The sequence below is a fragment of the Sulfurimonas sp. ST-27 genome, from assembly GCF_048081595.1.
Classification (GTDB): domain Bacteria; phylum Campylobacterota; class Campylobacteria; order Campylobacterales; family Sulfurimonadaceae; genus Sulfurimonas; species Sulfurimonas hydrogeniphila.
In genome coordinates, this window is the sequence record NZ_CP182226.1 from 1,361,850 (window position 1) to 1,384,532 (window position 22,683).

The window sequence follows — 22,683 nt, forward strand, 5'->3', positions numbered from 1 at the left end:
CCCTTATGAATAAAACACGCCTTAAAAATCAACTCTCATCACTGGCACTTTCCATGTTTAGAAAAGATTTTTTTGGCATATATCACGGTTCAATATCTTCCAAAACAGACAAAAGCCGCTTTATCATCAACACAAAAGAGGCTATATTTGACAACATCAATGAAGAGAGTCTTATAGAGTTGTCTTTCAAACAGGACTACAGATGGAAACAGGCAAGTATAGACGCCAATATTCACCAAGGTATCTATTCGCATATTTCAGAAGCAAAATTTATATGCTTCAGTATGCCACAATTCACTACAGCCTATTCACTTGAACATAACATTATCATTCCAAAAGATTATTTTGGATATACAGAGATAGGCTTGGTGGAAATAATCGATCCCAAACAATTTGAAGACTGGTATGAAAGAGCACAAAGTGAAATTATTTTGTATTTTCAAACAAAAAAGACAAATCTGATGGTGATTCGCGGATATGGGGTATATGCATACAGCAGAGATATTCATGAAATGGCAAAAAAACTTGCCATTTTGGAAAAAAGCTGTCGCTTACTCATGTTAGGTGATTCGTGTAACTCTCTTTGTGATTATGACTAAAGCCCTGTTATGGCTTCATATGCCACATCCATCATAGTATCTATCTCTTCCTTAGTTATCACATAAGGCGGCATAAAATAGACTATGTGTCCAAGCGGACGCAGTAAAACACCATGTTCAAGCCCATATTCATATACTTTTAGCCCTATTCTCTCTTTAGCATCATAGCCTTTGAGTTCCACAACGCCAACCATCCCTGTCTGTCTGATTTGTTCTACATTCGGCAATTCTAAAAACCTTTGGAGTTTTTTTGACATATAGTCTGCAAGCTCTCTGTTCTTTTCAATAATATTTTGATTTTCAAAAATATCAAGTGTTGCATTTGCAGCGGCACAGGCTAAGGCATTCCCTGTATAGGAATGAGAATGCAAAAAAGCTTTATGCTCATTATAGTCACAGTAAAATTTTGCATATATGTTATTGGAAGTCAGAACCACAGAAAGCGGTAAATATCCACCGGTCAAGCCTTTTGAAAGAATCAGGAAATCGGGAGATATTCCTGCTTTTTCACAGGCAAAAAGTTCTCCTGTTCTTCCAAAACCGACCATTACCTCATCGGCTATAAGATGAATATCATATTTTGTACATATTTCCCGAACAAGTACCAGATACTTTGCATGATACATATGCATATAGCCTGCACCCTGTATAAGAGGTTCTAATATCAAGGCACTGATTTGTGATGCTTTTTCCTGACACAGTTCTTCAAACTTCTGCGCTGCTTCTACAGCTGCCGTCTCACTCATATCAACAGGGACAGGTGTTTGAATTGTTTTGATCAAAAGAGGCTCATAGGTCTCTTTGTAAAGTTTCACATCTCCGACACTCAAAGCACCTATGGTTTCTCCATGGTATGAATTGCTTAAAGAAACAAAAAGAGACTTTTTCTTTCCGTCGTTATAATGAGCATGATAACTCATCTTCAAGGCAAGCTCAACAGCAGATGAACCGTTATCTGAGTAAAAACACTTATCCAGGTTAGCCGGTGTTAGTTTTACAAGACGCTCAGAGAGCCTTATAACCGGTTCATGCGTAAAACCTGCCAATATAACATGTTCCAAAGTATCAAGCTGTTCTTTTATTTTTGAATTAATATATTCATTCGTATGTCCAAACATATTTACCCACCAGGAGCTGATAGCATCTATATACCTGTTTCCCTCAAAATCTTCCAGATAAATACCGTGTGCTTTTTTAATCGGAATAAGCGGCAGCGTTTCGTGGTCTTTCATTTGTGTACACGGATGCCAAAGGACATCCAGATCTCTGTTTTTCAATTCATTGTTTTTCATGGGCAAATTATACCTTTTATTTTCTCTCTTTATCAAGTTTTAATACGAATTTACATAGAATATCAAACAATATCACAAACAAGGTTTTTATTATATGATTACATGGATGCAAAGACATAAGAAATGGCTTATTATAACTATATGGATTTCAACAATAGCATTTGTTGGAGCAGGCTTTGTCGGCTGGGGACAATACAGCTATGGCAACAAAGCAGGTGCTGTTGCAAAAGTGGGAAATGTTGAAATTACAAACGGTGAACTGCAAAAAACCTATTCTCGTCTTTATGCACAGTATAATCAAATGTTTCAGGGAAACTTTGATGAAGAAAAAGCAAAACAGTTCGGATTGGACAAACAGGCACTCCAACAGTTGATACAGCAGGCATTGCTTATAAATCTTGCACAGTCCTATGACCTTATTGTAAGTGACGAAGAGATGATTGAAGCACTCAAACAGCAAAAAGCTTTTTACAAAAACGGAGCATTCGACAAAGAGACATACAAGCTTGTCCTTTCCCAGAACAGACTGAGTATCAAAGAGTATGAAACCGAGTTGCGAAAAGAACTTCTTATACAAAAAACTTTGAAACTACTTCCTGTAAAAACATCAAAAAATGAAGAAAATATTTTAAACACGATTTTCAACATCGCAGACAAAATAAACTATAAAGTTCTTGCACTTGATGACATTCAGGTTTCTGTAGACAATGAAGCATTAAAAAAGTTTTGGCAAAAACAGAAAAACAATTTTATGAATGATGTTGTTTACGAGGTTACTTTTATCAAGGTAGCCCCTGTAACAAAAAAATTCAGCGATACAGAGATTGCGACATACTACAAAGAAAACAGAACACATTTCAAAGGCAGTGACGGTAAAATTTTAACTCTTGAGGCAGCTAAAGAAAAAGTTCTAAAGGAGCTTAATGCAAAAGCGATGAAAGACAAAGCCTTACGAACATATATAGCATTTAAAAAGAACAAACTTCCGGACACTGTAAAACCGCAAAGTACTCAAATCTCAAAATCAAACAATCCGTTCAATGAGCAAACACTCGATACAATTTCCAAACTGGCACTGACGAAACCATATACAAAACCGATAAATATCAATGGAACATACTATGTTTTTGAGTTAACAAAAACAATACCTGCAAAACCAAAATCATTTGAAGAAGCAAAAGCGGAAATTTTACCACTCTATATAACACAAAAGAAAAAAGAAAAACTGATGAAACTTGTCAATGATTCTGTAAATACTTTTATAGGCAAAACTTCTGATTTTCTTACTGTGATTTCTGTAGACAAGTTAGCACCTCTAAGTAAGCAAGAAGCTGCTGATTTCTTACAAAAACTGTTTGTGAGTGATAAAAAAAGATCTTATATCGGTCTGAATAACGGAAAAGTTGTTTTATACAACATTTTGGAACAAAAACTGCTTACAAATAAAAACAACAATGTTAGCGACACTGTCGCAAAATTAAAAAATACTCTGTTTAACGAAGGGCTTATAAAAACGCTTCAAAACAAGTACCAAACTGAGATTTATATTCAAGGACTCTAAATTGAGTAGAACTGTTTTAGCCATAGATATAGGTTCAACAAAAATTTGTGCAATCATTGCAGAAATCGACAATAATCATACAATCTCAATAACCGGTGCAGGCACAACAAAAGCACAGGGTTTAAAAAAGGGAAGCATAACAAACATTGAACTTGCTTCAAGAAGTATAAAAACAGCAGTTGAAGATGCAAAACGGGTATCAGGCAGTAATATCAACACGGCAATTGTTTCCATATCCGGAGCCTACACAAAAAGCCTTAACTCAAACGGCATTGTAAACATTCAATCAAAGGAGATCTCCTTTGAAGAGATAAAACGAGTTATGCACACTTCTTTGTACAACGCCAATATACCAAACGAATACGAAGTTCTGCATGCACTGCCTTTTAACTTTAAAGTAGATGACCAGGACTATATAGAAGATCCGCTTGGGATGAATGCTTCAAGACTTGAGGTTGAAACACACATCATAACGACACAAAAATCAAATCTGAACAATCTTAAAAAAGCTGTCAGAGGAGCTGGTGTCGAGGTGGAGAATGTAGTCCTTAACAGTTATGCTTCAGCCATCGCAACACTCAATGAAGATGAAAGAGAGTTAGGTGCCGCAGTTATTGATATGGGTGGTAACACAAGCAATATTGCCATTCATTCAGGCAATTCAATTCGCTACAACGAATTCTTGGGTGTTGGTTCAAACCATGTGACAAGTGACCTTTCCATGGCCTTGCACACACCGCTTAATGTTGCAGACAAAGTAAAACTGACTTATGGTTCACTGCTCACGCCAAGCAATGATTTAATAGAGCTTCCTATTATCGGGGATGAGAACTCTACGCATGAAGTTTCTCTGGAAGTTGTCCACAATGTCATATTTGCAAGAGTCGAAGAGACATTAATGATACTTGCTCAGTTTATAGAAAACAGTGGGCTTAAAGAGCAGATTGGAGCAGGTATAGTCCTCACAGGCGGTTTTTCAAAAATGGACGGTATACGTGACCTGGCTGTAGCAACCTTTGGTTCTGTCCCTGTTCGTTTGGCAAAACCTATTGAGATGAACGGTCTTTTTGACTCACTACGCGGTCCGGAATATGCAAGTGCTGTCGGACTGGTTATGTACTCTGCTTCTCCTTATACCCCTTATGAGATTGATGTCAACAAAAGAGTCCGTCATACTAATGAAGAGCCGACAGTAACAAACAGTATTGATCTGTCCAATGAACCTGTTATACCTATAGTCTCATCTGAAGAACAAACAGTTAGTGATAAGGATAAAATGGTAAACTTAGAGACAGCGAAAGAGAAAAAAAGTGATGAAGCTGGAAGTTTCAGTAAATTTTGGAACTGGGCAACCCAGTTATTTTAAAGGAGTGAAAGAATGGAACCATTTGTAATAGAAGAAGCACAGAGCCCTACCGGTGCAAGAATTATAGCTGTCGGTGTCGGTGGCGGCGGTGGAAACATGATAGGACATATGATTAATGAAGGTGTAACAGGTATTGAGATGATGCTTATCAATACCGATGCACAGGTTCTCAATGAAACAAATGCCGCTTCAAAGATTCAAATAGGTGCAAAACTTACAAAAGGTTTGGGTGCCGGAATGAAACCAAGCATAGGCAAAGATTCTGCACTGGAAAACTATGATGAAATCAGAGCAGCACTTGAAGGGGCTGACATTGTTTTTATCTCTGCAGGTCTTGGCGGAGGAACCGGAACAGGTGCTGCACCTGTAGTTGCTCAGATAGCCAAAGAAGTTGGAGCCCTTACTATTTCAATCGTTACCAAACCTTTTATGTTTGAAGGAAAAAAACGTTTAAAATTAGCGGAAGAAGGATTAGAAGAACTCAAAAAAGAGAGTGATTCTATAGTAGTTATTCCAAATGACAAACTTTTATCAATCATCGACCGAAGACTGGGACTTAAAGAGAGCTTTAAAATAGTAGACAGCGTATTGGCACAGGCTGTCAGCGGAACATCAGGTGTTATCCTCTCAAGCGGGGACAATGATATCAACCTTGACTTTGCCGACTTGCAAACTGTTATGAGTCACAAAGGTATGGCACTGATGGGTGTGGGGGAACATGAAGGTGAAAATGCAGCCTATGAAGCGATTAAAGCGGCAATAGAGTCTCCGCTCTTAGACAACATGTCCATTAACGGTGCAATGGGTGTTTTGGTACATTTCAGTATGCATCCTGATTTTCCTATGATGGAACTTGCAGAAGCAATGGAAGTTGTCCATGAAAGTGCACATGATGATGCAGAAGTTATCTGGGGAACCTCTACAAGCGAGAAGATTCCTGAGAACTATATTAAAATCACTATTGTTGCAACAGGTTTTGAAAAAGAACTGACAAACAATGAAGATTTTGTCAGTGAAACACCTGCTCCTGTTCGCGCCAAAGTAAGACCAAGACTTGTCGTAGGCGGTGAACTTGACGGTGATTATCTGGATATTCCTGCTTATATGAGACAACAACAAGACTAACTCCATTGCACTCTTTTGAAAAAATAATGAAGGCCAAATCACTCCTTGGTCTTCGCGAAAAAGCTTCTCTCAAAGAAATAAAAAACAAATATAAAAACCTTATGAAAAAATGGCATCCTGACAAACATAAAGACAACTATGAACAGGCAACACAGATGAGTATGCAAATCAATGAAGCCTATCAAATTATACTTGACTACTGCAACACTTATGAATACCCTCTTGATGAAGAGAGTGTTAAAAAATCAACCTACACACCTCAAGAGTGGTGGAACAGTAAATTTGGGGACAACCAACATAATGTCTAAAGCCAAACACCATTTTTTATATAATATGCAAGCGGGTAGTAACTCACAACTATAACATACAGAGTTGTAAAAAAAAGCGATATCTTATATTTTGCATTTTCATCTTCTTGCCTGAAAGGAACAAGCCCCAAAACAATACCAAAAAAAGTACCGATAAATAAAAATATATATAACAAATATCCTATATAGTTATAATCTTTTTGCAGCAGACAAAACGGGCAGTGATGTGTTGGCAGTTCGTATATATACGTTCCAAAAAAACCTATGAGTGAGACCAGGGCTGCAATAACAAACAGTAGATTCATAAGAGAAAACAGATATCTGTTTTTTATTTTGTATGCCAATACAATAAACGCAAACAGAGCATAAAAACTTCCAAGAAGCATTATCGGGTTTACACTTAGCAAATGTGCCATATAGGTACCGTCTGTTGTAGAAAAAATAGCACCGCAACAGTCTACAACACTCTTTGTATCTATAGAAAGAAACATCAGGCTCTCCAGCCCTATTTCGAGGATGAGCAAAAAATATGCAAACAAATATATTTTTAACTTCAATTGTAAATATATCTGTTGTTCTGATTTCATATCTTCATTGTTAAGTACCAGCCAGTAGGCAAAAATATATAAATTGATAACTTTAAGTATCAGAAGATAGGTACCGTATTGTGTTGCATTGACGACACCGGCTCCACACATTGCCCCGGGTAAAATATTTGAAATATCATCAAGAGTAAAAATAAAAAATATAAACAATAGAACCTTGGTATAAAAAATAAATTTTATAACTACACTTACCAGATAGCTTTGTTTTTCCAGATTATACTGTAATGGAGTTGTAGCATTCCGGTCGTATCGGGAGACTATTTTCACACTGTAATAAAATGCAAGAGTGGCGAAAACAACAAAGAGCAGATTCAGTATGTCTATTGTCAATACTTCAGGCGTCAGGAGCATAGCAGTTTACCATTATGTATCTCTACAACACGATCCACAAAATCCAAATCAAAAAAAAGAGGGTCATGTGTTGCAACGATGACAGTTTTGTTCATAGACTTTAATTCTTTAAGAATTTGTATGAATTCACAAGAGAGCTTTTCATCCAGATTTGCAGTCGGTTCATCTGCCAGAATTATTTTTGGATTGTTTACATTTGCCCTGGCTATTGCAACTCTTTGCTGTTCACCACCCGAGAGATTCTTTACCCTCGCATCTTTTTTATGTTCAATGTCAAACATCTTCATTACAGAAAAAAGCTTTACATGTAAAGCCTTTTCATCCAGGTTTAACGGCACCAATGGCAGTAAAATATTATCACGAACACTCAGCGTCGGAATCAAATTATATTTTTGAAATATAAATCCGATATTGTCTCTTCTGTATCGGGAGCAAAAATGATCCGGCAGTTTTGAGATATGTTTGTTTTCAACCAGGACATCTCCACTTGTCGGTTTGAGCAGTCCGGCAATCAATGAAAGTATGGTACTTTTTCCACTGCCACTGACCCCTTTTAATATGACAAGTTCTCCTTCGCCAATTTCCAAATCAATGTTATCCAAAGCTTTTATATCATCATAAATTTTGCTTACATGTAGCAGTTTTATCATCGTATTACCTCATCAGCATCAAGCGTAGCAATTCTCCATGACGGAATGATTGTTGCAAACATATATACAGGGACACTGAGCAAAAAAAGTAAAAGCAGTATCTTATAGTCAAGCACAAAGGGAAGCGTAAAACTGTTTGCAATATCATTATAGTCTATAAATATGTTTTTGAGTATCGGCGCATTTAAAATATACACATAAAAGAGAGCCAGGGTTATTCCCATAATATAAGCGATAAAAGAGATAATGAGACCTTCATATATGCGTGCTTTAAGAACATCATCAATTGTCCAGCCTATTGCCTTAAGTATGCCTATCTCTTTTTTTTCTTCACTGCTGAGTCCGCTGGATTTATCATAAACAATCATAAAAAATGTAAAAAGAGTAATGGTAAACAGAATTAAAAAAACAGTGCTGGTATAATTAAACTGGTTTTCAAGTGCTGTTTTCAAATCTTTTCTCGCAACAATTTTAAAAGTTGGAAATCTATTTTGAATCTTTGACATTATGGAAGGAAGTTCCAGAGGGTTATTGACACGAACAGCCAAATCTGTAGCCTCACTGTTTGTGTAACCAAAAATTTCTTTCACAGTATCTTTGTTCATAACAATCATATCATTTGATTCCAACTGTGTTGCGGCTTTGAATGTTCCGGCTATATAAATTTTTTTTACTGATAAATCAGGAGAAATAAAATTAAAATATTCTTTATAATAACTTGCATCCAATATGCGTTTGACTCCCTCTCCTACAAGCATAGACGAAGCATTCAGTTCACTGTTCTTTATTATATTTTCAAAAGTAGCATTGTATTGATTTTCAAATTCATCTATACCTACTACAATAAATCTTGCATGCATATGTTTAAACCAATAATATCCCCATACACGTGCATTTACATCGGATACACCTTTAATATTTACAATGCTATCTATCACATGCTCATCCACAGTGGTATCTCTGCCCGCCTTTTGATTTGTCACTATAATTTGCGGTTGGGCATCAAGTGTTGATTCCAGTTCATACTTCAGCGAGTTTTGCACAAAAAAGAATGACGCCAACAGAGTAATGAGCAGTGTCAGTATTACAAGAATAAATATGTTCTTTGCTTTATATCGTAAAATATAATTGATGGCATATTCCAGAAGATGAAAATTAATCTTTTTCACGGTATTGCCTTAATAGAGTTGTTTTTCAGCGCCAAAACAAAATTGGAAACAGTTGTCATTTGTACAAATTTTTTCTTTTGCATACACTCTTGTTTTGTCAGCGTATCATTCATCTGTAGATAAAATATCTCTCCCACACTCAAAAGCACTAAAGCACTACATGTAAAGAGACAAAAACGGCTTTTTTTATTCATCCAGTTTATACACATCTTCAGGCGTAATATCATCAAACTTGAGTATCTTTTTTCCCTTGTGGTCAAGATAAAACCGTTTGGCAGATGCTTCATCCTTAAAAGCTATCAACTCATTTCCCATAGGTCCGTACACATCACTCCACATAACAAAATAGGCTTTTTTTGCATCTATAACCTGCTGCGTATAATACTCTTGCACCAACATATGTTTTATTTTCTTCGGATGTTCAAAATAGTACTTCATCATATCTTTAATTCCGTCAAAAGATACATTTTTGTCAGTATACTCTATACGTGAAATCCAACTTGGATATTTATATAAAAGCATACCGCACACAGGACATTTTTCATCTTTTGAAACAGTAAGTTTGCAAAAGTGTCTGTGTTTGCCTGAGACTCTTTTAACCTCCCACAGATAAAGCGCCAATGCCTCCAAGTATTTTTTATTGAGTGTTGCACAACTCTTTTTTGTAAGCAAAGCATTTGAGAGTTCTTCATAACTGTTGTATCTCTTTACGTCTATATCAGAACATTTTTTCTTATAAATTTTTTCACCCATAGGATAAAGCTTCTTCTCTTTAAAGGCCTGTGAATAATTCGGATAAGAAAAAAGAAGTGTTGAAAAAAGAGGAACAAGAATGAAAAATTTAAAAATTGACATAAAACCACCTAATACAAAAATATGTTCAGGACAAATCTTATCAAAATAGTGTTAATTTAGCGTTAAAGTTGCCTGGAAGGTACTCTTAAGAGCATCAATCTTCTGACAAACAGAACCAAAAGAGCAAATGCCAGTATTTTAAAATCTATCTCACTTGCAATATGAAGATGTTCAAAGGTATCGCTTTGTGTAGCTTCTGCTCCCAGTGCCTGCATAGAAAGGATTTTTGGAACATACACTGCAGAAAACATCAAAGATGCAAATATCACTGTGACAGCCGCTGCAAAACTGATGGCATCACGTTGACCCATTTTATAAGCCATAGCCTCATACAAAGCGACAAAAGTTGCTACAAAATAGGTCCAATATGAAAACCTGTGAAAAATTTCTCCCATTATAATACCCGCATTATAATGGTCTATCAGCAAGTTGACTGTAATCTTGTCTGTATGAAAAACAACAGGCGCAACGATAGCACCTAAAACCAAAACAGCCCCAAAAGTAGCTGCTAAAACAATAAAATATGTAAAATCCAGATAAATATTTTTTTTCATTTTGTAAAACCTTGTTATATTTGTAATGTAAATCCGCGATCGAACGAGCTGTAGTCTTTGTAAAAAGTTATAGATTTAAAATCTTTTCCTTGCATATAATCCTGTATTTTATCTTGTTGGTCATAACCAATCTCACAACTAAAAAATCTAATCTTTTGTCTTAAGACTTCATCAAGAAGTTCTTTAATAATTTCATCACCGACCTCTCCCCCAAAAAGTGCATTTTGCGGCTCATAGGAGAGATTTGATTCCAAAGCAGTACCGTTTTCAATATACGGCGGATTTGAAACCAGATAATCAATTTTTTCACAAACCGGTTCAAGCAGAGATCCTAACCGCAGTTCAATCTGCTCCTGCAGTCCAAATTTTTCTATATTTTTTTGTGCCACATCCAAAGCTTTTTGAGAAATATCCACTGCGATGATTTTAGAGTTTTTAAAAGTCTTTGCAAGCATTATAGAGATGATGCCGCTCCCTACTCCGACCTCGGCAAAAGTGAAAGCACTCTTTTTGTCCGGTACGTTTTTGATCACTTCATCTATCAGCAGTTCTGTTTCGGGACGGGGTATCAGGGCGCCCTCGTCTATGTAAAACTCTTCACTGTAAAAGCTTACCCGCTTTGTGATGTATTCAAAAGGTTCATTGTTTTGCCGTCTTTGTACCCATTCAAAAAACTGCTGTGAAATTTCTACAGAACTGTTTTGATGGGTAATGAGCCAGAGTTCATCCACTTCAAGATATTTCATTAAAAGCAGCTGTGCTTCTCTTGGGGCTCTTTGTACACAAGGCTGTAGATTCTGTGTAACCTCACGAAGTAAATCTTTGACTATATATCTGCTTCGCATTTACCCTCAGTACCGCTCTTTTCTATGTATCCCACATCCATGCCGAGTTCCTTTAATCGTTCAATCACAGGAGGATGTGTATAGTGAAAGAAAATATACAAAGGATGCGAAAGCGGAAAACTTTTGTTTTCATTTACCAGTTTTTTCAGTGCATTTGCAAGTTCAATTGCACCTGCGCTTCCGCCAAGTTCACTCCCCGTCTTATCCGCTTCATATTCGTTATGCCGACTGACAATTCCCATAACAGGCATCATTATAAAACCAAGTACCGGCATAAACAGCATCAGTAAAATCATAATGACATAGGGCTGTTTGGAAACACCGAGTTCCAGGTAAAGCGAATCCGGCAAATTACCAAAGATTGCAAACATTGCAAAAAGCATCACACCCACCAAAGCAATATTTTTATAAATATCCCCATGGGCAAAATGTCCGAGTTCATGCCCTAAAACGGCTAAAAGCTCCTTCGTTGTCAGTTTTTTAAGCAAAGTGTCAAACAAAACAACTTTTTTAGCTTTTCCGAATCCGCCGAAATAGGCATTGAGCCTGTTATCCCGCTTACTCGCATCACTTACAAAAACACCCGAACTTACAAAACCTGTTTTGTCCATAAGTCTTTTAATTTCACTGTCAAGTTCTGCATCTTCAAGCGGTGTCAGTTTATCAAAAAACATTGCACGAAAAGTAGGATAAAGCATATTTATCAAAATCACTATCGCAAAAACAAACAAAAAGCTCCACAGCCACCACAACTCAAAGTTTGCAATGATTTCATAAATACCCCACACAACCAGAGAACCAAAAACAATTGTCAGAAAAAAAGAAATAAACGTATCTTTTATCCACTGTCCAAGGGTTGAATTGTTAAAGCCGTATTTTGCATCAATCACAAATTTTTCATAATAGGAAAAAGGCAAAGAAATGATATAATTTACAACTACAAAACTCATGACTATAGCCACATTCATCAATGCCTGGTTTGACAGAGTATAGTACTGTTCAACAAGGTACTTTATCCCAATGCCGATCCAGGCAATAAACACAAGATAGTCAACAAAAGTATTTACAATCGAGAGTTTTTCTTTTTCAACAGCATAATTTCCCGCTTTTAAGAAATCAGCAGCAGACAGCAAAACCGGTGTTTTTCTTTTTATGAGATTAATATAGCCTATCTGCATTACACTTGTATATATCATTATCAATACATAAAAACTATATATACCCACTATTGTCATTAACATGCCACTACCGCCTTATTTTAATTGAGAAATTATAGCTAAAACTTATCTAATTGGAATACTTTTGCTTAACGGAACGATTGTTATTTCATCTTTTACAGGAATAACATCTCCTTTGTCATCAAATATATTATATGCGATCATATATACAGCGCCTAAAAGAAGACCGGCAATGATAACCGCCCATACAATTCTCTTTTTTTCGCCTTTTAACGTATTGTAATCACCCATATCTTCTAATCTTGGTTCTGACATCATTTTCCATCCTTTATAAATATTTTGTGAGATTGTATCAAAAATAAATATAAGCTGATGTGATAAAAAAGAGCTAGTTTGACGATTTAAGTCTATTTTTTATTTTGTTTTATCGTCATTTTAGAAAAATTCAGTTACTCAAGTATATAATCAACAACTTTTGACTCTACAGTAACTTCTTTAATAAAAGAGACCACTTTGAGATGCTCTTCATGTGTCGCATATGTTTCAAGATCTGCTTGGGTTGCAAATGTTGAGTAAAGAGAGAGGTCCATAGCTCTGTCTGATTCATTAAAATTAATACCAACTTCAATGGTTCTGAGCACATCAATACTTTTTTCCAGACTTTCAAGTTTCGCTTTTGCCTTTGCTATATTTAAAGCTTTGTTTTCATCTTTAAATTTAAACATCACTATATGGACTATCATTTTTCAACCTTTAGATATTTCTTGCAATATTAGCAAAGATTTTATAATATTTTGCTAAGATACCTGTATGAAAGAGTTATACGGTGTAGGAATTTTATTTTTTTATTTTTTGAAATGGCCAATCGCCGTTGTTTATCCGTACATGCTGACACATGGTCTGCAGCATAATCCAATTCTGGATATTTTATGGGTCTACTCTGTATTTTTAATCTTCAAAGACCTTTACATGTACATCAGAAAAAAAAGTGACAAACTATAAAATATTTTTCCAAAAATATTCTGCAATAAAAACGATAAAAAATATTCCAAGTAAATTCAAAACTATTCCGTATTTCAGCATATCTTTTACCCCGACAGCTCCGCTGCTCATCGCAATAGCATTGGGCGGTGTGGCAATAGGCAGCATAAAAGCATAACTGGCACACAGGGTAGCCACCATCATGAAAAGTGTTGTATTTATGCCGGACTGCTCTGCTACAGAATAGATAACCGGCAGCATTATCGAAATCAGTGCCGTATTGGATGTAATTTCTGTTGTAAAGGTAATCAATACCGCAACACTCAACAGAAGAAGCAATGGTGAAAGTTCAGTCATATGTAAGAGATATGATGCAACCTCATCTGCCAGTCCGGTTTGTGCAAAAGCTTTTGCAATAGAAAAACCCGCACCAAATAAAAACATTATGGCATAAGGGATTTTTTTACTGTCCTCTTTCCATTGCAGTATATTAAAAGGCGGCATAAACAGTGCCAATCCAAAACCAAGCAGTATGCCACTCTCACTCATACCAAGACCATTCCAATAGGGTCTTACAGGAGCGTTGACAAACAAGACTGCAATTAAGCCCAACATTAAATACATCACTTTTTTCTGTGATGGCTCTAAAACTTTTTTTTCTATTTTTGTCTGTATCGGTATTGCATTGACACCGTAACTCAGTAAAAAACCGACACTTGTCAACATAAAAAGAGAGAGTGGCACAACCATAAATATCCACTGAAAAAACGGAATAAGCTGCATATTGTGTTCTTGCATAATACCGAGCAAAATCAAATTTGGAGGTGTGCCGATGGGTGTCAATATACCTCCTATACTTGCACCATAAGCAATAGCAAGGGCAAAACGCATTTTTAATTTTATATTATCTGTTAAAAAAACTGCAATACTGATAAGTAACAGGGTTGTTGTCGTATTGGACAAAATGGAACTTAAAAGAGCTGATGTCAGTGCAAGAGAAAATATCATCCCTCTTGGTGTTGCAGGAAACAAACCCAAAAGTTTATTGGCTACATGTAAATGCAGCTTTGTTTTCTCAACCGCTATTGCAAGTAAAAAACCGCCAAAAAAGAGATAAATGATAGGGTTGGCATAATTTATGGCAGTCATTTTTGTATCTAAAATCCCAAAGGCAGGAAAAAGAACTATCGGTAAAAGAGAGACTACGCCCAATGGCAGACCTTCGTTTGTCCAAAGCGTTACAAAAAAGGCTATACACCCTATAAGGGTACTCTGTTGGAGTGTAAAAAAGACTCCGCTTAGAGCAAAAAAGAAAAGTCCTATACTCAGTGCCACTGCTATTTTCATATATATCCTGCTTTCTACTTTGTCAATAAATCTTTCAAACTCTCATGTGGGTTTTTTCCCTCAAGTGTCAGATACACTTCTCTCGCAATAGGAAGATACAAATCATGTTTTGCAGAGATGTCTTGCAGCGCATACGCAGTTCCTATTCCCTCTGCAACTTCGCCCAATGCTTCAAGAATTTCTTTTTGAGTACGGCCTTTTGCAAGACCGATTCCCACTCTGAAGTTTCTGCTCATGGGAGAAGAAGCTGTTAAAAACAGATCACCTGCACCACTTAACCCTATGAAACTCTCCTCTTTTGCGCCGTATGCAATGCCAAAGCGTTGCATTTCAACCAAACCGCGAGATATCAACGCCGCAGCTGCATTATTTCCCAATTCCAATCCATTGCATATGCCTGCGGCAATCGCAATGACATTTTTGTATGCACCGCAAACTTCTGCGCCTGTCACATCATCTGAGGTATATGTTTTGATAAAAGAGGGAAACAAACCACCCAATTCTTGAGCAAGTTTCTCATTCGAGGAGTTTATAACCAAGGCAGTCGGCAGTGACTGCATCACTTCTGACGCAAAAGAGGGACCGGATAAAAAGGCTATATTTTCATCGGGAACATACTTTTCATATATTTCATTTAAAAACTTTCCGCTTGTAGCCTCTATGCCCTTCGATGCCACAAGAATTTTTTGGTTTTTAAATACAAAATTTTCTTCAAGCCAGCCTGCTATCTGCTGTGCAGGTACTGTAATCACAAGATACTCACATTCAAGAATCTCATCTAGAGTGACAAAATTGTCTAAATCTCTCGGAGTTCTAGACGTTATAAGAACACTGTTTTTTTCACTCAGGGCAAATGCCAAAGCACTGCCCCACTTACCTGCTCCAATGACTCCAATTGACATATCGCTTACTCCCAATCAAATTTTCAAATTCCTGTATATCTTTTTCATATCCTACAATTACGAGAATATCACCGCTTTTTATAACATGCTCTTTTGCTTTGTTTGAATATATAAATTCACTCTGCATATCTTCGTGCATCACAGATAATACCAGTATGCCATTATATCGTGTCCAGTCTATACTTTTAAGTTTTTCATCTTTAAAATGACTTGTGTCATCAATTTTAATTTGTGCAATTTTGAGATCACTCTCTTCATATAAAATACTGTGCAGTACCTTGTTTGATACCGGCTTTTCCAATACATTTGCAATAATATCCGATGTCGTTTCTACAATCGGAATGACTTTTGTGGCTCCTGCCATTTTCAGTTTATCTGAATTTTCTTTATTTGATGCAATCGTTATAATTGTCAGGTTTTTAAAACTTGAACGCAGTGATATCGTTAAAAATATATTTTCGGAAGGGTCTTCCAATGCACAAAAAGCTATTGAATTTTCAATATCCACATTGTTTTCTATATCTTCCCACTCATCACTTAAATCAAAAAGTTCCACATCATACAAACCCTCTTTTTTATCATTCTCATCCAAAGAATACACTTTGATGCTGTTGTATTTGTCTTTTACATTTTTAATTATTTCATAGGCGTATTTATTGTGTCCAAATATCAATGCTGTAGTTTTAGTCATCATGTACTCTTGTATGTAAATATTTTTCAAATTCTTTAATATACACCTGATATCCAATGACCAAAAGATAATCTCCGGCCTCCAACAAAGTGCTGTCTAAAGGGTTAAAATAAAAACGGTCTTTTTCATGCTTATACACGCCAAGCAAAACGATACTGTAGTGTTTATTGTTTAAATCTCCGACTGTAGGAAAGTTTTCTACAATTCTTTTGGTGATGCCGATCTCATCGATAATTACATCAGAATCCTCACTCCTAAGCTCATGAATCACTTCAAAAGCAACAGGCTTTCCTACCAGCTCTTTCGTTATAAGTCCCACAAGCTCCTGAGGATAAACTATTTTATTGATGCCTACAAACTCCAGTTTGTTACGGTTTGCATCATTGTTTAACAAAGACAAAATCATAACATCTTTGTTTAAAGACCGTATAGTCAAAGCGGCATAAACATTATCTACATCATTTTCACGCAGACACAGCACTCCTTTGAGTTGTTTTTTCATATCTATGTTGAGTTTTTCATAGCTTTCTTTATTGCCGGGATTATAATTTAATGTAGTATACCCGTCCAGTTTTGCATTTTCCACCCTTTGGGTATCTTCATCAAGAACGATAATGTTATGCCCGCTTTTTGAAAGTTTTCTGGCAACTTCCCTGGCAACATTTTCATATCCGCATATCAAATAAAATTTTTTTAGTTTGGCAATATTTTCAATTGTTTTTATCTCTTTGATCTCTTCAAGCTTCTCGGTAAAAGCAGAAACAAACAAAGATGTAGTAAATGCCAAAACTGCAATACCTGCAATGATAACGATGATGGATACAAAACGCCCTTCGCTCGTTACCGGAACTATATCACCGTATCCCACAGTTGAAATGGTCACTATAGCCCAGTAAAGTGCTTCAAAAAGAGTATCAACAGGAGAGTCTGCCCTGTTGCCTTCCATAACATAAATCAAAACAGAAGAGATAAAAATAACGACAAAGGCAAAAATACCAAGCGTAAAAAACTCAAACTTTTTTGTTGCAAGAACAGAACTCAGTATTTGCAAACTTTTGGCATACCGAAAAAGTTTAAAAACCCTAAAAAGAATAAATATACGCAACAGTCTCAATTCATGGAAAAACGGTAAAATTGCAAGAAGATCTATAATGGCTTTTGGTGATGCCATATAGCTGAGTTTTACTTTTGCGATCTCTTTAAACGCCTTGTAAAGATTAACCTCGCGAAGCAAAAATGTATCATGTTCCGCTCTTTTGACAATAATTTCACTGACACTGCTGTTTACCCACAAACGCAACATATACTCTATAAAAAAAATGATAGAAATCACATAATTGCTAAAAAACATCAGGTAGTCATTTACATGATGTTTGACTTCCCGAATTAAAACACCCACACTTATAAAAATAAGCAGAATCATAAAGATATCTATATATCTTTTATATTTGCATTTGTCATTCTCTAAAATATTGTAAAAAAAGTTTTTAAAAGACTGATACTTTTTTGAGGTATTTAAAAAATAGGCCGCATCAAGTATCAAACTTTTTATCATAGAAGTTAACCCAGTTTAGCTTTAAGAATTTCATTGACAACCTGTGGATTTGCACTTCCTTTGCTTGCTTTCATCACCTGACCGACAAAGAAACCGAAAAGTTTCTCTTTTCCGCCTTTGTACTGGGCAACTTTATCCTCATTTGCATTGATAATTTCATCACACATCGCCTCGATTGCTCCGGTATCTGTAACCTGTTTGAGCCCAAGTTTGTCAATTGCACTGTCAACATCTACAGTTTCATTCTCCATTAAAAAATCTAAAACTTCTTTCGCCGCTTTGCCGCTGATGGTTTTATCATCTATTCTTTTGACCAAAAATCCAAGCTTTTTTGCATCTACCGGAGAGTTCGTTATATTTATTTCTCCTTTGAAACGGGCAGGCAACTCCACAGTCAGCCATGTAGTGGCCGTTTTTGCACTCACCCCTTCCTCTTGCAGCATTGTTTCAAAAAAGTTTGCCGTCTCCACAGCAGAAGTGATTACCATAGCATTGTATTTATTCATACCGTATTCATTCACAAAACGCTCTTTTTTTGCATCAGGCAGTTCAGGAATTTGTGTATATTTTTGCATCATTTCATCTGTTACAACACATTTGAGCAGATCAGGTTCCGGAAAATATCTGTAATCAGCCGCTTCTTCTTTTCCTCTCATAGAACGTGTTTCCTGTTTTACAGGATCAAAAAGACGTGTTTCCTGACAAATCTCTTCTTCATATGTTCCATCTTCCCATGCATCAATCTGACGAGCCACTTCAAGCTCTATAGCACGCTGAATAAATTTAAAAGAGTTGATGTTTTTAATCTCGACACGGGTATACAGCTTTTCATCTCCCTTAGGACGGATAGAGACATTTACATCTACACGAAAAGAACCCTCCTGCATGTTCGCATCACCTATATCCAAATAGCGGATAATCGAGTGGAGCTTTTTCAGATAAAGAATCGCATCTTCAGCACTGCGCATATCCGGTTCACTTACAATTTCGAGCAAAGGTGTTCCGGCACGGTTTAAATCAACTTTTGAAATATTGCCGTCATGGATGTTTTTACCGGCATCAGCCTCTATGTGTGCCCGATTGACACGAATCGTTTTGTGTGAACCGTCTTCAAAATCAATTTGCAGTTTCCCGTGTTCCACTATAGGCGTATAGAGCTGCGTAATTTGATAAGAAGAGGGAGAATCCGGATAAAAATAGGATTTTCTGTCAAAATAAGAAACTCTGTTAATCGTAGCATCAAGGGCTGTACCGAGCATTATGGATTTATGTATAACTTCTTTGTTAAGCACAGGAAGTGCACCGGGCAGTGCCAAACAGGTCGGACAGGTATTTGTATTTTGCTTATGGTTAAAACTCGTAGGACACGAGCAAAAAAGTTTCGTTTTTGTATTTAATTGTACGTGGACTTCAAGACCGATAACTACTTCAAACATAAATTTCCTTGTGAAAATAAATTAATTGTTCTTATTTTAACCAATGTATGCTTTAAAGGACGTTATGAAGTGACTTGAGTATAGATTTTTTCTAAGAGTTTGGTTTGTTTTTTCGCTTCCTGCAGTCGCTGTTTATTGACTAAAAAAGCATCTATTGCGAGAATAAGAAAGAGTGAGATAAAGATATATACCATCGTGGTAAAAATCGCTATTACGATTCCGAAATTGATAAATATCTTGAAAGTAAACAGAGCACCGAACAATACTATTGCCCATGATGCTCCAAGCAAAAAGCTTATAATTTTTTCATAAATGTCTTTTTGCATTGAGAGAAATTAGATAGTCTCATCGACAAGTAATGAACCACCAAGGTAAACATATGTAAGCATCATAAAGATAAACGCCTGTAAAAATGCCATAAATGTCAACAGAGCAAACGGAACAATCGGCAATATCCAAGGAGCAAGCATCAATATTACCATCAAGAACATATCATCCCCTTTTACATTTCCAAAAAGACGGAATGTCAAAGAGATAATACGGGAGATATGAGACACAATTTCAATCGGGAACATTAACCAGTACAGCCACCAGACAGGTCCAAGAAAGTGCTTGAGATAAAGCAGCAGACCATGCTCTTTAATACCAACATAGTTGTAATACACAAATACTGTTATAGCAAGAGCCAAAGGCATTTCCAACATTGCTGTAGGCGCTTCAAATCCTGGGAATATTCCAATAATATTTGCAATTCCAACAAACAAACCGATAGTTGCTACCAGTGCAACATATTTACGGGCATGCAATCTGCCCATTACATCCGTACCCATAGACCATACACCCTGCACGTATGCTTCCATCAGGTTTTGTGTCCCTTTGGGTACAAGTTGTAAATTTGACATAGCCACTCTCGCTAAGATTAAAGCTATACCGGCTGATAGCAACATGTGACTCATAAAAATAAACGTTTTATCTTCTGAGATAAGTCCGAAAAAAGTAAACAGTTCACCCATAGGTGTGCTCCCTTGTCTTTAAATATTGACGCAATTATACTCAAAGTTGCATTAAATTATTCTAAGTTTTGTTATAATCATCCCAAGAATATTTTAATCGAGGAGGATTTCATGAATATTTTAAAATCCGTTACATATATTACATTGAGTGTTTCATTGCTTTTTGGGGCCTCTCAACAGGAAAACAAACAACTGCAGAACATAATAAAAACAGGACAGAAAAGTTCCATGCTGCTGCTAAAAACCTTGGGTTCCAATATGAAAAGAAATATGAAAGCAGGCGGTCCTATGCAAGCCCTTGATTTCTGTACACAAAAAGCCTATACCCTGACAGAGGAAGTGAACAAAAAGCTTCCAAAAGGAGTAACAGTCAAAAGAATCAGTACAAAATACAGAAACCCCGCCAACCAGCCGCAAGGTAATGAACAAGAAGTTTTGGCATCACTTGAAAAGCTCCAAAGCCTACATGTAAAGCTACCAAAACAGTTGATACAAAAAGTAGATGAACATACATACAAATACTATAAACCATTAGTAATAAACAAACAGGTGTGCTTGAAATGTCATGGAAATATACAGAATGAAGCTTTAGAACGTGCCATTGCCCAAAGATATCCGGAAGATAAAGCACAGCACTACAAGATGGGTGACTTGAGAGGAGCCGTCGTTGTTACGATTAAAAAGTAAATAAAGTAGAGTTTTCTACTTTATTTGGCAAATTCCACAGCCCGACTTTCCCGAATAACATTTACTTTAATTTCACCCGGATACTGCACACGATCTTCTATCTCTTTTGCAATTTCTCTTGCCATCAGAATTGACTCATCATCATTTACCAAAGTTGCATTCACGATGACTCTGACTTCTCGTCCGGCATTAATCGCATATGCCTGTTTTACACCGCTGTGACGCGATGCGATATCTTCTATTTCGGTAACACGCTTTAAAAAACTCTCCAGAACTTCTCTTCGTGCACCCGGACGTGCCGCTGAAAGTGCATCTGCAGCACAAACCGCACCACACTCTATGGAGTTGATTTCCTGTTGTCCGTGATGTGCATAGATTGCATTGATGACAACTTCATCTTCATTGTATCTGCGACAAATCTGGGCCCCTAAATCAACATGATTTCCATCCATATCATGCGTCAATGCCTTGCCTATATCATGCAAAAGTCCTGCCCGTTTTGCCAAAATCGGGTCTCCCCCCATTTCTGCAGCCATAATTCCGGCAAGATGGGCAACCTCAAGCGTATGGGCTAACGCATTTTGTCCGTAACTTGCGCGGTAACGCAGTCTTCCGATTAATTTCATAAGTTCCGGGTGCATTACACCGATATTCATTTCTGCTATCAGTTCTTCACCTTCTGCCAAAATTTTGGATTCAAACTCCTCAGAAACTTTTTTAAATATCTCTTCTATTCGCGCAGGCTGAATTCTTCCGTCTTCTATAAGCAACTGCAGTGTTTTTGTTGCAATAGCTCGACGATACAAATTAAAACTGCTCACAAGAATAGCATTTGGTGTGTCATCTATAATGATATCCACACCAAGAAGAGTTTCCAAAGCCTTGATATTTCGCCCTTCTTTACCGATAATGCGGCCTTTGAGTTCATCACTCTCCAAATGAACCAGATTTGTCAATCTCTCAGAAGCAAATTCTCCGGCAAAACGACTCGTTGCCTGTGCCAAAATAAAATTGGCTTTGCGCTCCCCTTCTTGTCTGGCTTCATTTTCATATTTTCTTACAATATGTGCTATCTCGCCACGCGCCTTTTCTTCAATTTTATCAAGAAGAATTTTTTTAGCCTCTTCCTGTGTCATACCTGCACTGTGTTCTATGGTATGGACTGCTTCATCTATTTTCTCTTCATACTTTTTTTTCAGTGAAGCCAGTGATTTTTCATTTCTTTCCAGGTTAACTTTTTGTGCTTTGATTCTGTTTAACTCATTTTGAATGTTTTTTTCTTCATCCTGTATCAAGCGCTTCAGACTTTGTTCTTTGCGTAAAAGTTCATCTTCTCTTTGCGCAAAATCTGCACGTGCACGTTCTTTGGCACTGTCAAAGGCTTTTTGTGCTTCATGCTCTATTTCACGTGCTTTGAGTTTTGCACGTTCCAGAAGTGTCTGTGCTTCATTTTCAATCGCCTTTGCTTTGGCAACCGCCTGTTCAACATATACATCAAAGTTAGCACCGGTTATCTTTTTAGAAATTAAAAAACCAACTACTCCACTTACTGTTGCAATTGCACCACCAAGCAGTATTTCGTTTAACATCTAATAAACCTTTTTATAAAGACC

General features: G+C 36.7%; 26 protein-coding genes. 7 read left to right on the forward strand and 19 right to left on the reverse strand.

Going from position 1 to position 22,683, the window contains the following annotated elements:
• Window positions 1-5 precede the first annotated feature (5 nt).
• On the forward strand, window positions 6-599 hold the full coding sequence (locus ACM66U_RS07205; protein ID WP_151900111.1) for a class II aldolase and adducin N-terminal domain-containing protein: 594 nt from the start codon (window positions 6-8) through the stop codon (window positions 597-599).
• Here ACM66U_RS07205 and ACM66U_RS07210 read toward each other — a convergent pair.
• Window positions 596-1,891, reverse strand: coding sequence for an adenosylmethionine--8-amino-7-oxononanoate transaminase (locus ACM66U_RS07210; protein WP_151900110.1), 1,296 nt, complete (start codon window positions 1,889-1,891; stop codon window positions 596-598). The two genes, ACM66U_RS07205 and ACM66U_RS07210, sit on opposite strands and share 4 nt — an antisense overlap.
• Before the next feature lie 94 nt (window positions 1,892-1,985).
• Here ACM66U_RS07210 and ACM66U_RS07215 point away from each other — a divergent pair, with 94 nt between their 5' ends.
• The 4 genes from ACM66U_RS07215 to ACM66U_RS07230 are packed head-to-tail and all read left to right on the forward strand — an operon-like array spanning window position 1,986 to window position 6,251.
• Window positions 1,986-3,452, forward strand: coding sequence for a peptidylprolyl isomerase (locus tag ACM66U_RS07215; RefSeq protein WP_418640423.1), 1,467 nt, complete (start codon window positions 1,986-1,988; stop codon window positions 3,450-3,452).
• A gap of 1 nt (window position 3,453) precedes the next feature.
• The gene (gene ftsA, locus ACM66U_RS07220; protein WP_151900108.1) at window positions 3,454-4,818 is read left to right on the forward strand and encodes a cell division protein FtsA; all 1,365 of its coding nucleotides are present in this window, start codon (window positions 3,454-3,456) and stop codon (window positions 4,816-4,818) included.
• 12 nt (window positions 4,819-4,830) lie between these two features.
• A complete protein-coding gene (gene ftsZ / locus ACM66U_RS07225) occupies window positions 4,831-5,943 on the forward strand; it encodes a cell division protein FtsZ (RefSeq protein ID WP_151900107.1) in 1,113 nt (370 codons plus the stop codon).
• A gap of 26 nt (window positions 5,944-5,969) precedes the next feature.
• Window positions 5,970-6,251, forward strand: coding sequence for a J domain-containing protein (locus ACM66U_RS07230; protein ID WP_346388877.1), 282 nt, complete (start codon window positions 5,970-5,972; stop codon window positions 6,249-6,251).
• On the opposite strand, the gene ACM66U_RS07235 is transcribed toward ACM66U_RS07230, so the two are convergent.
• From ACM66U_RS07235 to ACM66U_RS07280, 10 genes are all read right to left on the reverse strand, one after another.
• On the reverse strand, window positions 6,248-7,207 hold the full coding sequence (locus tag ACM66U_RS07235) for a hypothetical protein (protein ID WP_418640424.1): 960 nt from the start codon (window positions 7,205-7,207) through the stop codon (window positions 6,248-6,250). The genes ACM66U_RS07230 and ACM66U_RS07235 overlap by 4 nt on opposite strands.
• On the reverse strand, window positions 7,198-7,857 hold the full coding sequence (locus ACM66U_RS07240) for an ABC transporter ATP-binding protein (protein ID WP_346388879.1): 660 nt from the start codon (window positions 7,855-7,857) through the stop codon (window positions 7,198-7,200). Before ACM66U_RS07240 ends, ACM66U_RS07235 begins: the two co-directional genes overlap by 10 nt.
• Window positions 7,854-9,026, reverse strand: coding sequence for an ABC transporter permease (locus tag ACM66U_RS07245; RefSeq protein WP_418640425.1), 1,173 nt, complete (start codon window positions 9,024-9,026; stop codon window positions 7,854-7,856). The genes ACM66U_RS07240 and ACM66U_RS07245 overlap by 4 nt, the downstream gene beginning before the upstream one ends.
• Entirely contained in the window at window positions 9,023-9,220 is a 198-nt protein-coding gene (locus tag ACM66U_RS07250; protein ID WP_151900102.1) for a hypothetical protein, read from the reverse strand. The genes ACM66U_RS07245 and ACM66U_RS07250 overlap by 4 nt, the downstream gene beginning before the upstream one ends.
• Window positions 9,213-9,881 (reverse strand): nitrous oxide reductase accessory protein NosL, encoded by a 669-nt coding sequence (locus ACM66U_RS07255; protein ID WP_151900101.1) that lies wholly within the window; start codon window positions 9,879-9,881, stop codon window positions 9,213-9,215. Before ACM66U_RS07255 ends, ACM66U_RS07250 begins: the two co-directional genes overlap by 8 nt.
• Window positions 9,882-9,943: 62 nt before the next feature.
• Window positions 9,944-10,435, reverse strand: coding sequence for a DUF4149 domain-containing protein (locus ACM66U_RS07260; protein ID WP_418640426.1), 492 nt, complete (start codon window positions 10,433-10,435; stop codon window positions 9,944-9,946).
• 14 nt (window positions 10,436-10,449) lie between these two features.
• Window positions 10,450-11,280 (reverse strand): peptide chain release factor N(5)-glutamine methyltransferase, encoded by an 831-nt coding sequence (gene prmC, locus ACM66U_RS07265; protein WP_151900099.1) that lies wholly within the window; start codon window positions 11,278-11,280, stop codon window positions 10,450-10,452.
• Window positions 11,262-12,521, reverse strand: coding sequence for a M48 family metallopeptidase (locus ACM66U_RS07270; RefSeq protein ID WP_151900098.1), 1,260 nt, complete (start codon window positions 12,519-12,521; stop codon window positions 11,262-11,264). The genes prmC and ACM66U_RS07270 overlap by 19 nt, the downstream gene beginning before the upstream one ends.
• 42 nt (window positions 12,522-12,563) lie before the next feature.
• A complete protein-coding gene (locus ACM66U_RS07275; RefSeq protein WP_230973313.1) occupies window positions 12,564-12,776 on the reverse strand; it encodes a hypothetical protein in 213 nt (70 codons plus the stop codon).
• 131 nt (window positions 12,777-12,907) lie between these two features.
• Complete coding sequence (locus ACM66U_RS07280; RefSeq protein ID WP_151900097.1) at window positions 12,908-13,201, reverse strand: Dabb family protein; 294 nt, start codon at window positions 13,199-13,201, stop codon at window positions 12,908-12,910.
• 67 nt (window positions 13,202-13,268) lie between these two features.
• Here ACM66U_RS07280 and ACM66U_RS07285 point away from each other — a divergent pair, with 67 nt between their 5' ends.
• The gene (locus ACM66U_RS07285; RefSeq protein WP_418640427.1) at window positions 13,269-13,460 is read left to right on the forward strand and encodes a hypothetical protein; all 192 of its coding nucleotides are present in this window, start codon (window positions 13,269-13,271) and stop codon (window positions 13,458-13,460) included.
• Here ACM66U_RS07285 and ACM66U_RS07290 read toward each other — a convergent pair.
• The 7 genes from ACM66U_RS07290 to ACM66U_RS07320 all read right to left on the reverse strand — a co-directional run bounded on the left by ACM66U_RS07290 (window position 13,455) and on the right by ACM66U_RS07320 (window position 20,383).
• Entirely contained in the window at window positions 13,455-14,786 is a 1,332-nt protein-coding gene (locus ACM66U_RS07290; protein ID WP_418640428.1) for an SLC13 family permease, read from the reverse strand. The genes ACM66U_RS07285 and ACM66U_RS07290 overlap by 6 nt on opposite strands.
• Window positions 14,787-14,800: 14 nt before the next feature.
• Window positions 14,801-15,688 carry an NAD(P)H-dependent glycerol-3-phosphate dehydrogenase gene (locus ACM66U_RS07295; protein ID WP_418640429.1) on the reverse strand — a complete coding sequence of 296 codons (888 nt, stop codon included), beginning with the start codon at window positions 15,686-15,688 and terminating at the stop codon, window positions 14,801-14,803.
• Entirely contained in the window at window positions 15,660-16,379 is a 720-nt protein-coding gene (locus tag ACM66U_RS07300) for an NAD-binding protein (protein WP_418640430.1), read from the reverse strand. The genes ACM66U_RS07295 and ACM66U_RS07300 overlap by 29 nt, the downstream gene beginning before the upstream one ends.
• Window positions 16,372-17,934, reverse strand: coding sequence for an ion transporter (locus tag ACM66U_RS07305; RefSeq protein ID WP_188110050.1), 1,563 nt, complete (start codon window positions 17,932-17,934; stop codon window positions 16,372-16,374). Before ACM66U_RS07305 ends, ACM66U_RS07300 begins: the two co-directional genes overlap by 8 nt.
• 5 nt (window positions 17,935-17,939) lie before the next feature.
• A complete protein-coding gene (gatB, locus tag ACM66U_RS07310) occupies window positions 17,940-19,370 on the reverse strand; it encodes an Asp-tRNA(Asn)/Glu-tRNA(Gln) amidotransferase subunit GatB (protein ID WP_346388888.1) in 1,431 nt (476 codons plus the stop codon).
• A gap of 62 nt (window positions 19,371-19,432) precedes the next feature.
• Entirely contained in the window at window positions 19,433-19,696 is a 264-nt protein-coding gene (locus tag ACM66U_RS07315) for a hypothetical protein (RefSeq protein ID WP_226065585.1), read from the reverse strand.
• Window positions 19,697-19,705: 9 nt separating this feature from the next.
• A complete protein-coding gene (locus ACM66U_RS07320; protein ID WP_151900090.1) occupies window positions 19,706-20,383 on the reverse strand; it encodes a F0F1 ATP synthase subunit A in 678 nt (225 codons plus the stop codon).
• 111 nt (window positions 20,384-20,494) lie between these two features.
• Here ACM66U_RS07320 and ACM66U_RS07325 point away from each other — a divergent pair, with 111 nt between their 5' ends.
• On the forward strand, window positions 20,495-21,070 hold the full coding sequence (locus ACM66U_RS07325; protein ID WP_346388890.1) for a DUF3365 domain-containing protein: 576 nt from the start codon (window positions 20,495-20,497) through the stop codon (window positions 21,068-21,070).
• A gap of 20 nt (window positions 21,071-21,090) precedes the next feature.
• Here the strand turns inward: ACM66U_RS07325 and rny are convergent, their stop codons facing one another.
• The gene (gene rny / locus ACM66U_RS07330; protein WP_151900088.1) at window positions 21,091-22,659 is read right to left on the reverse strand and encodes a ribonuclease Y; all 1,569 of its coding nucleotides are present in this window, start codon (window positions 22,657-22,659) and stop codon (window positions 21,091-21,093) included.
• Window positions 22,660-22,683: the final 24 nt, after the last annotated feature.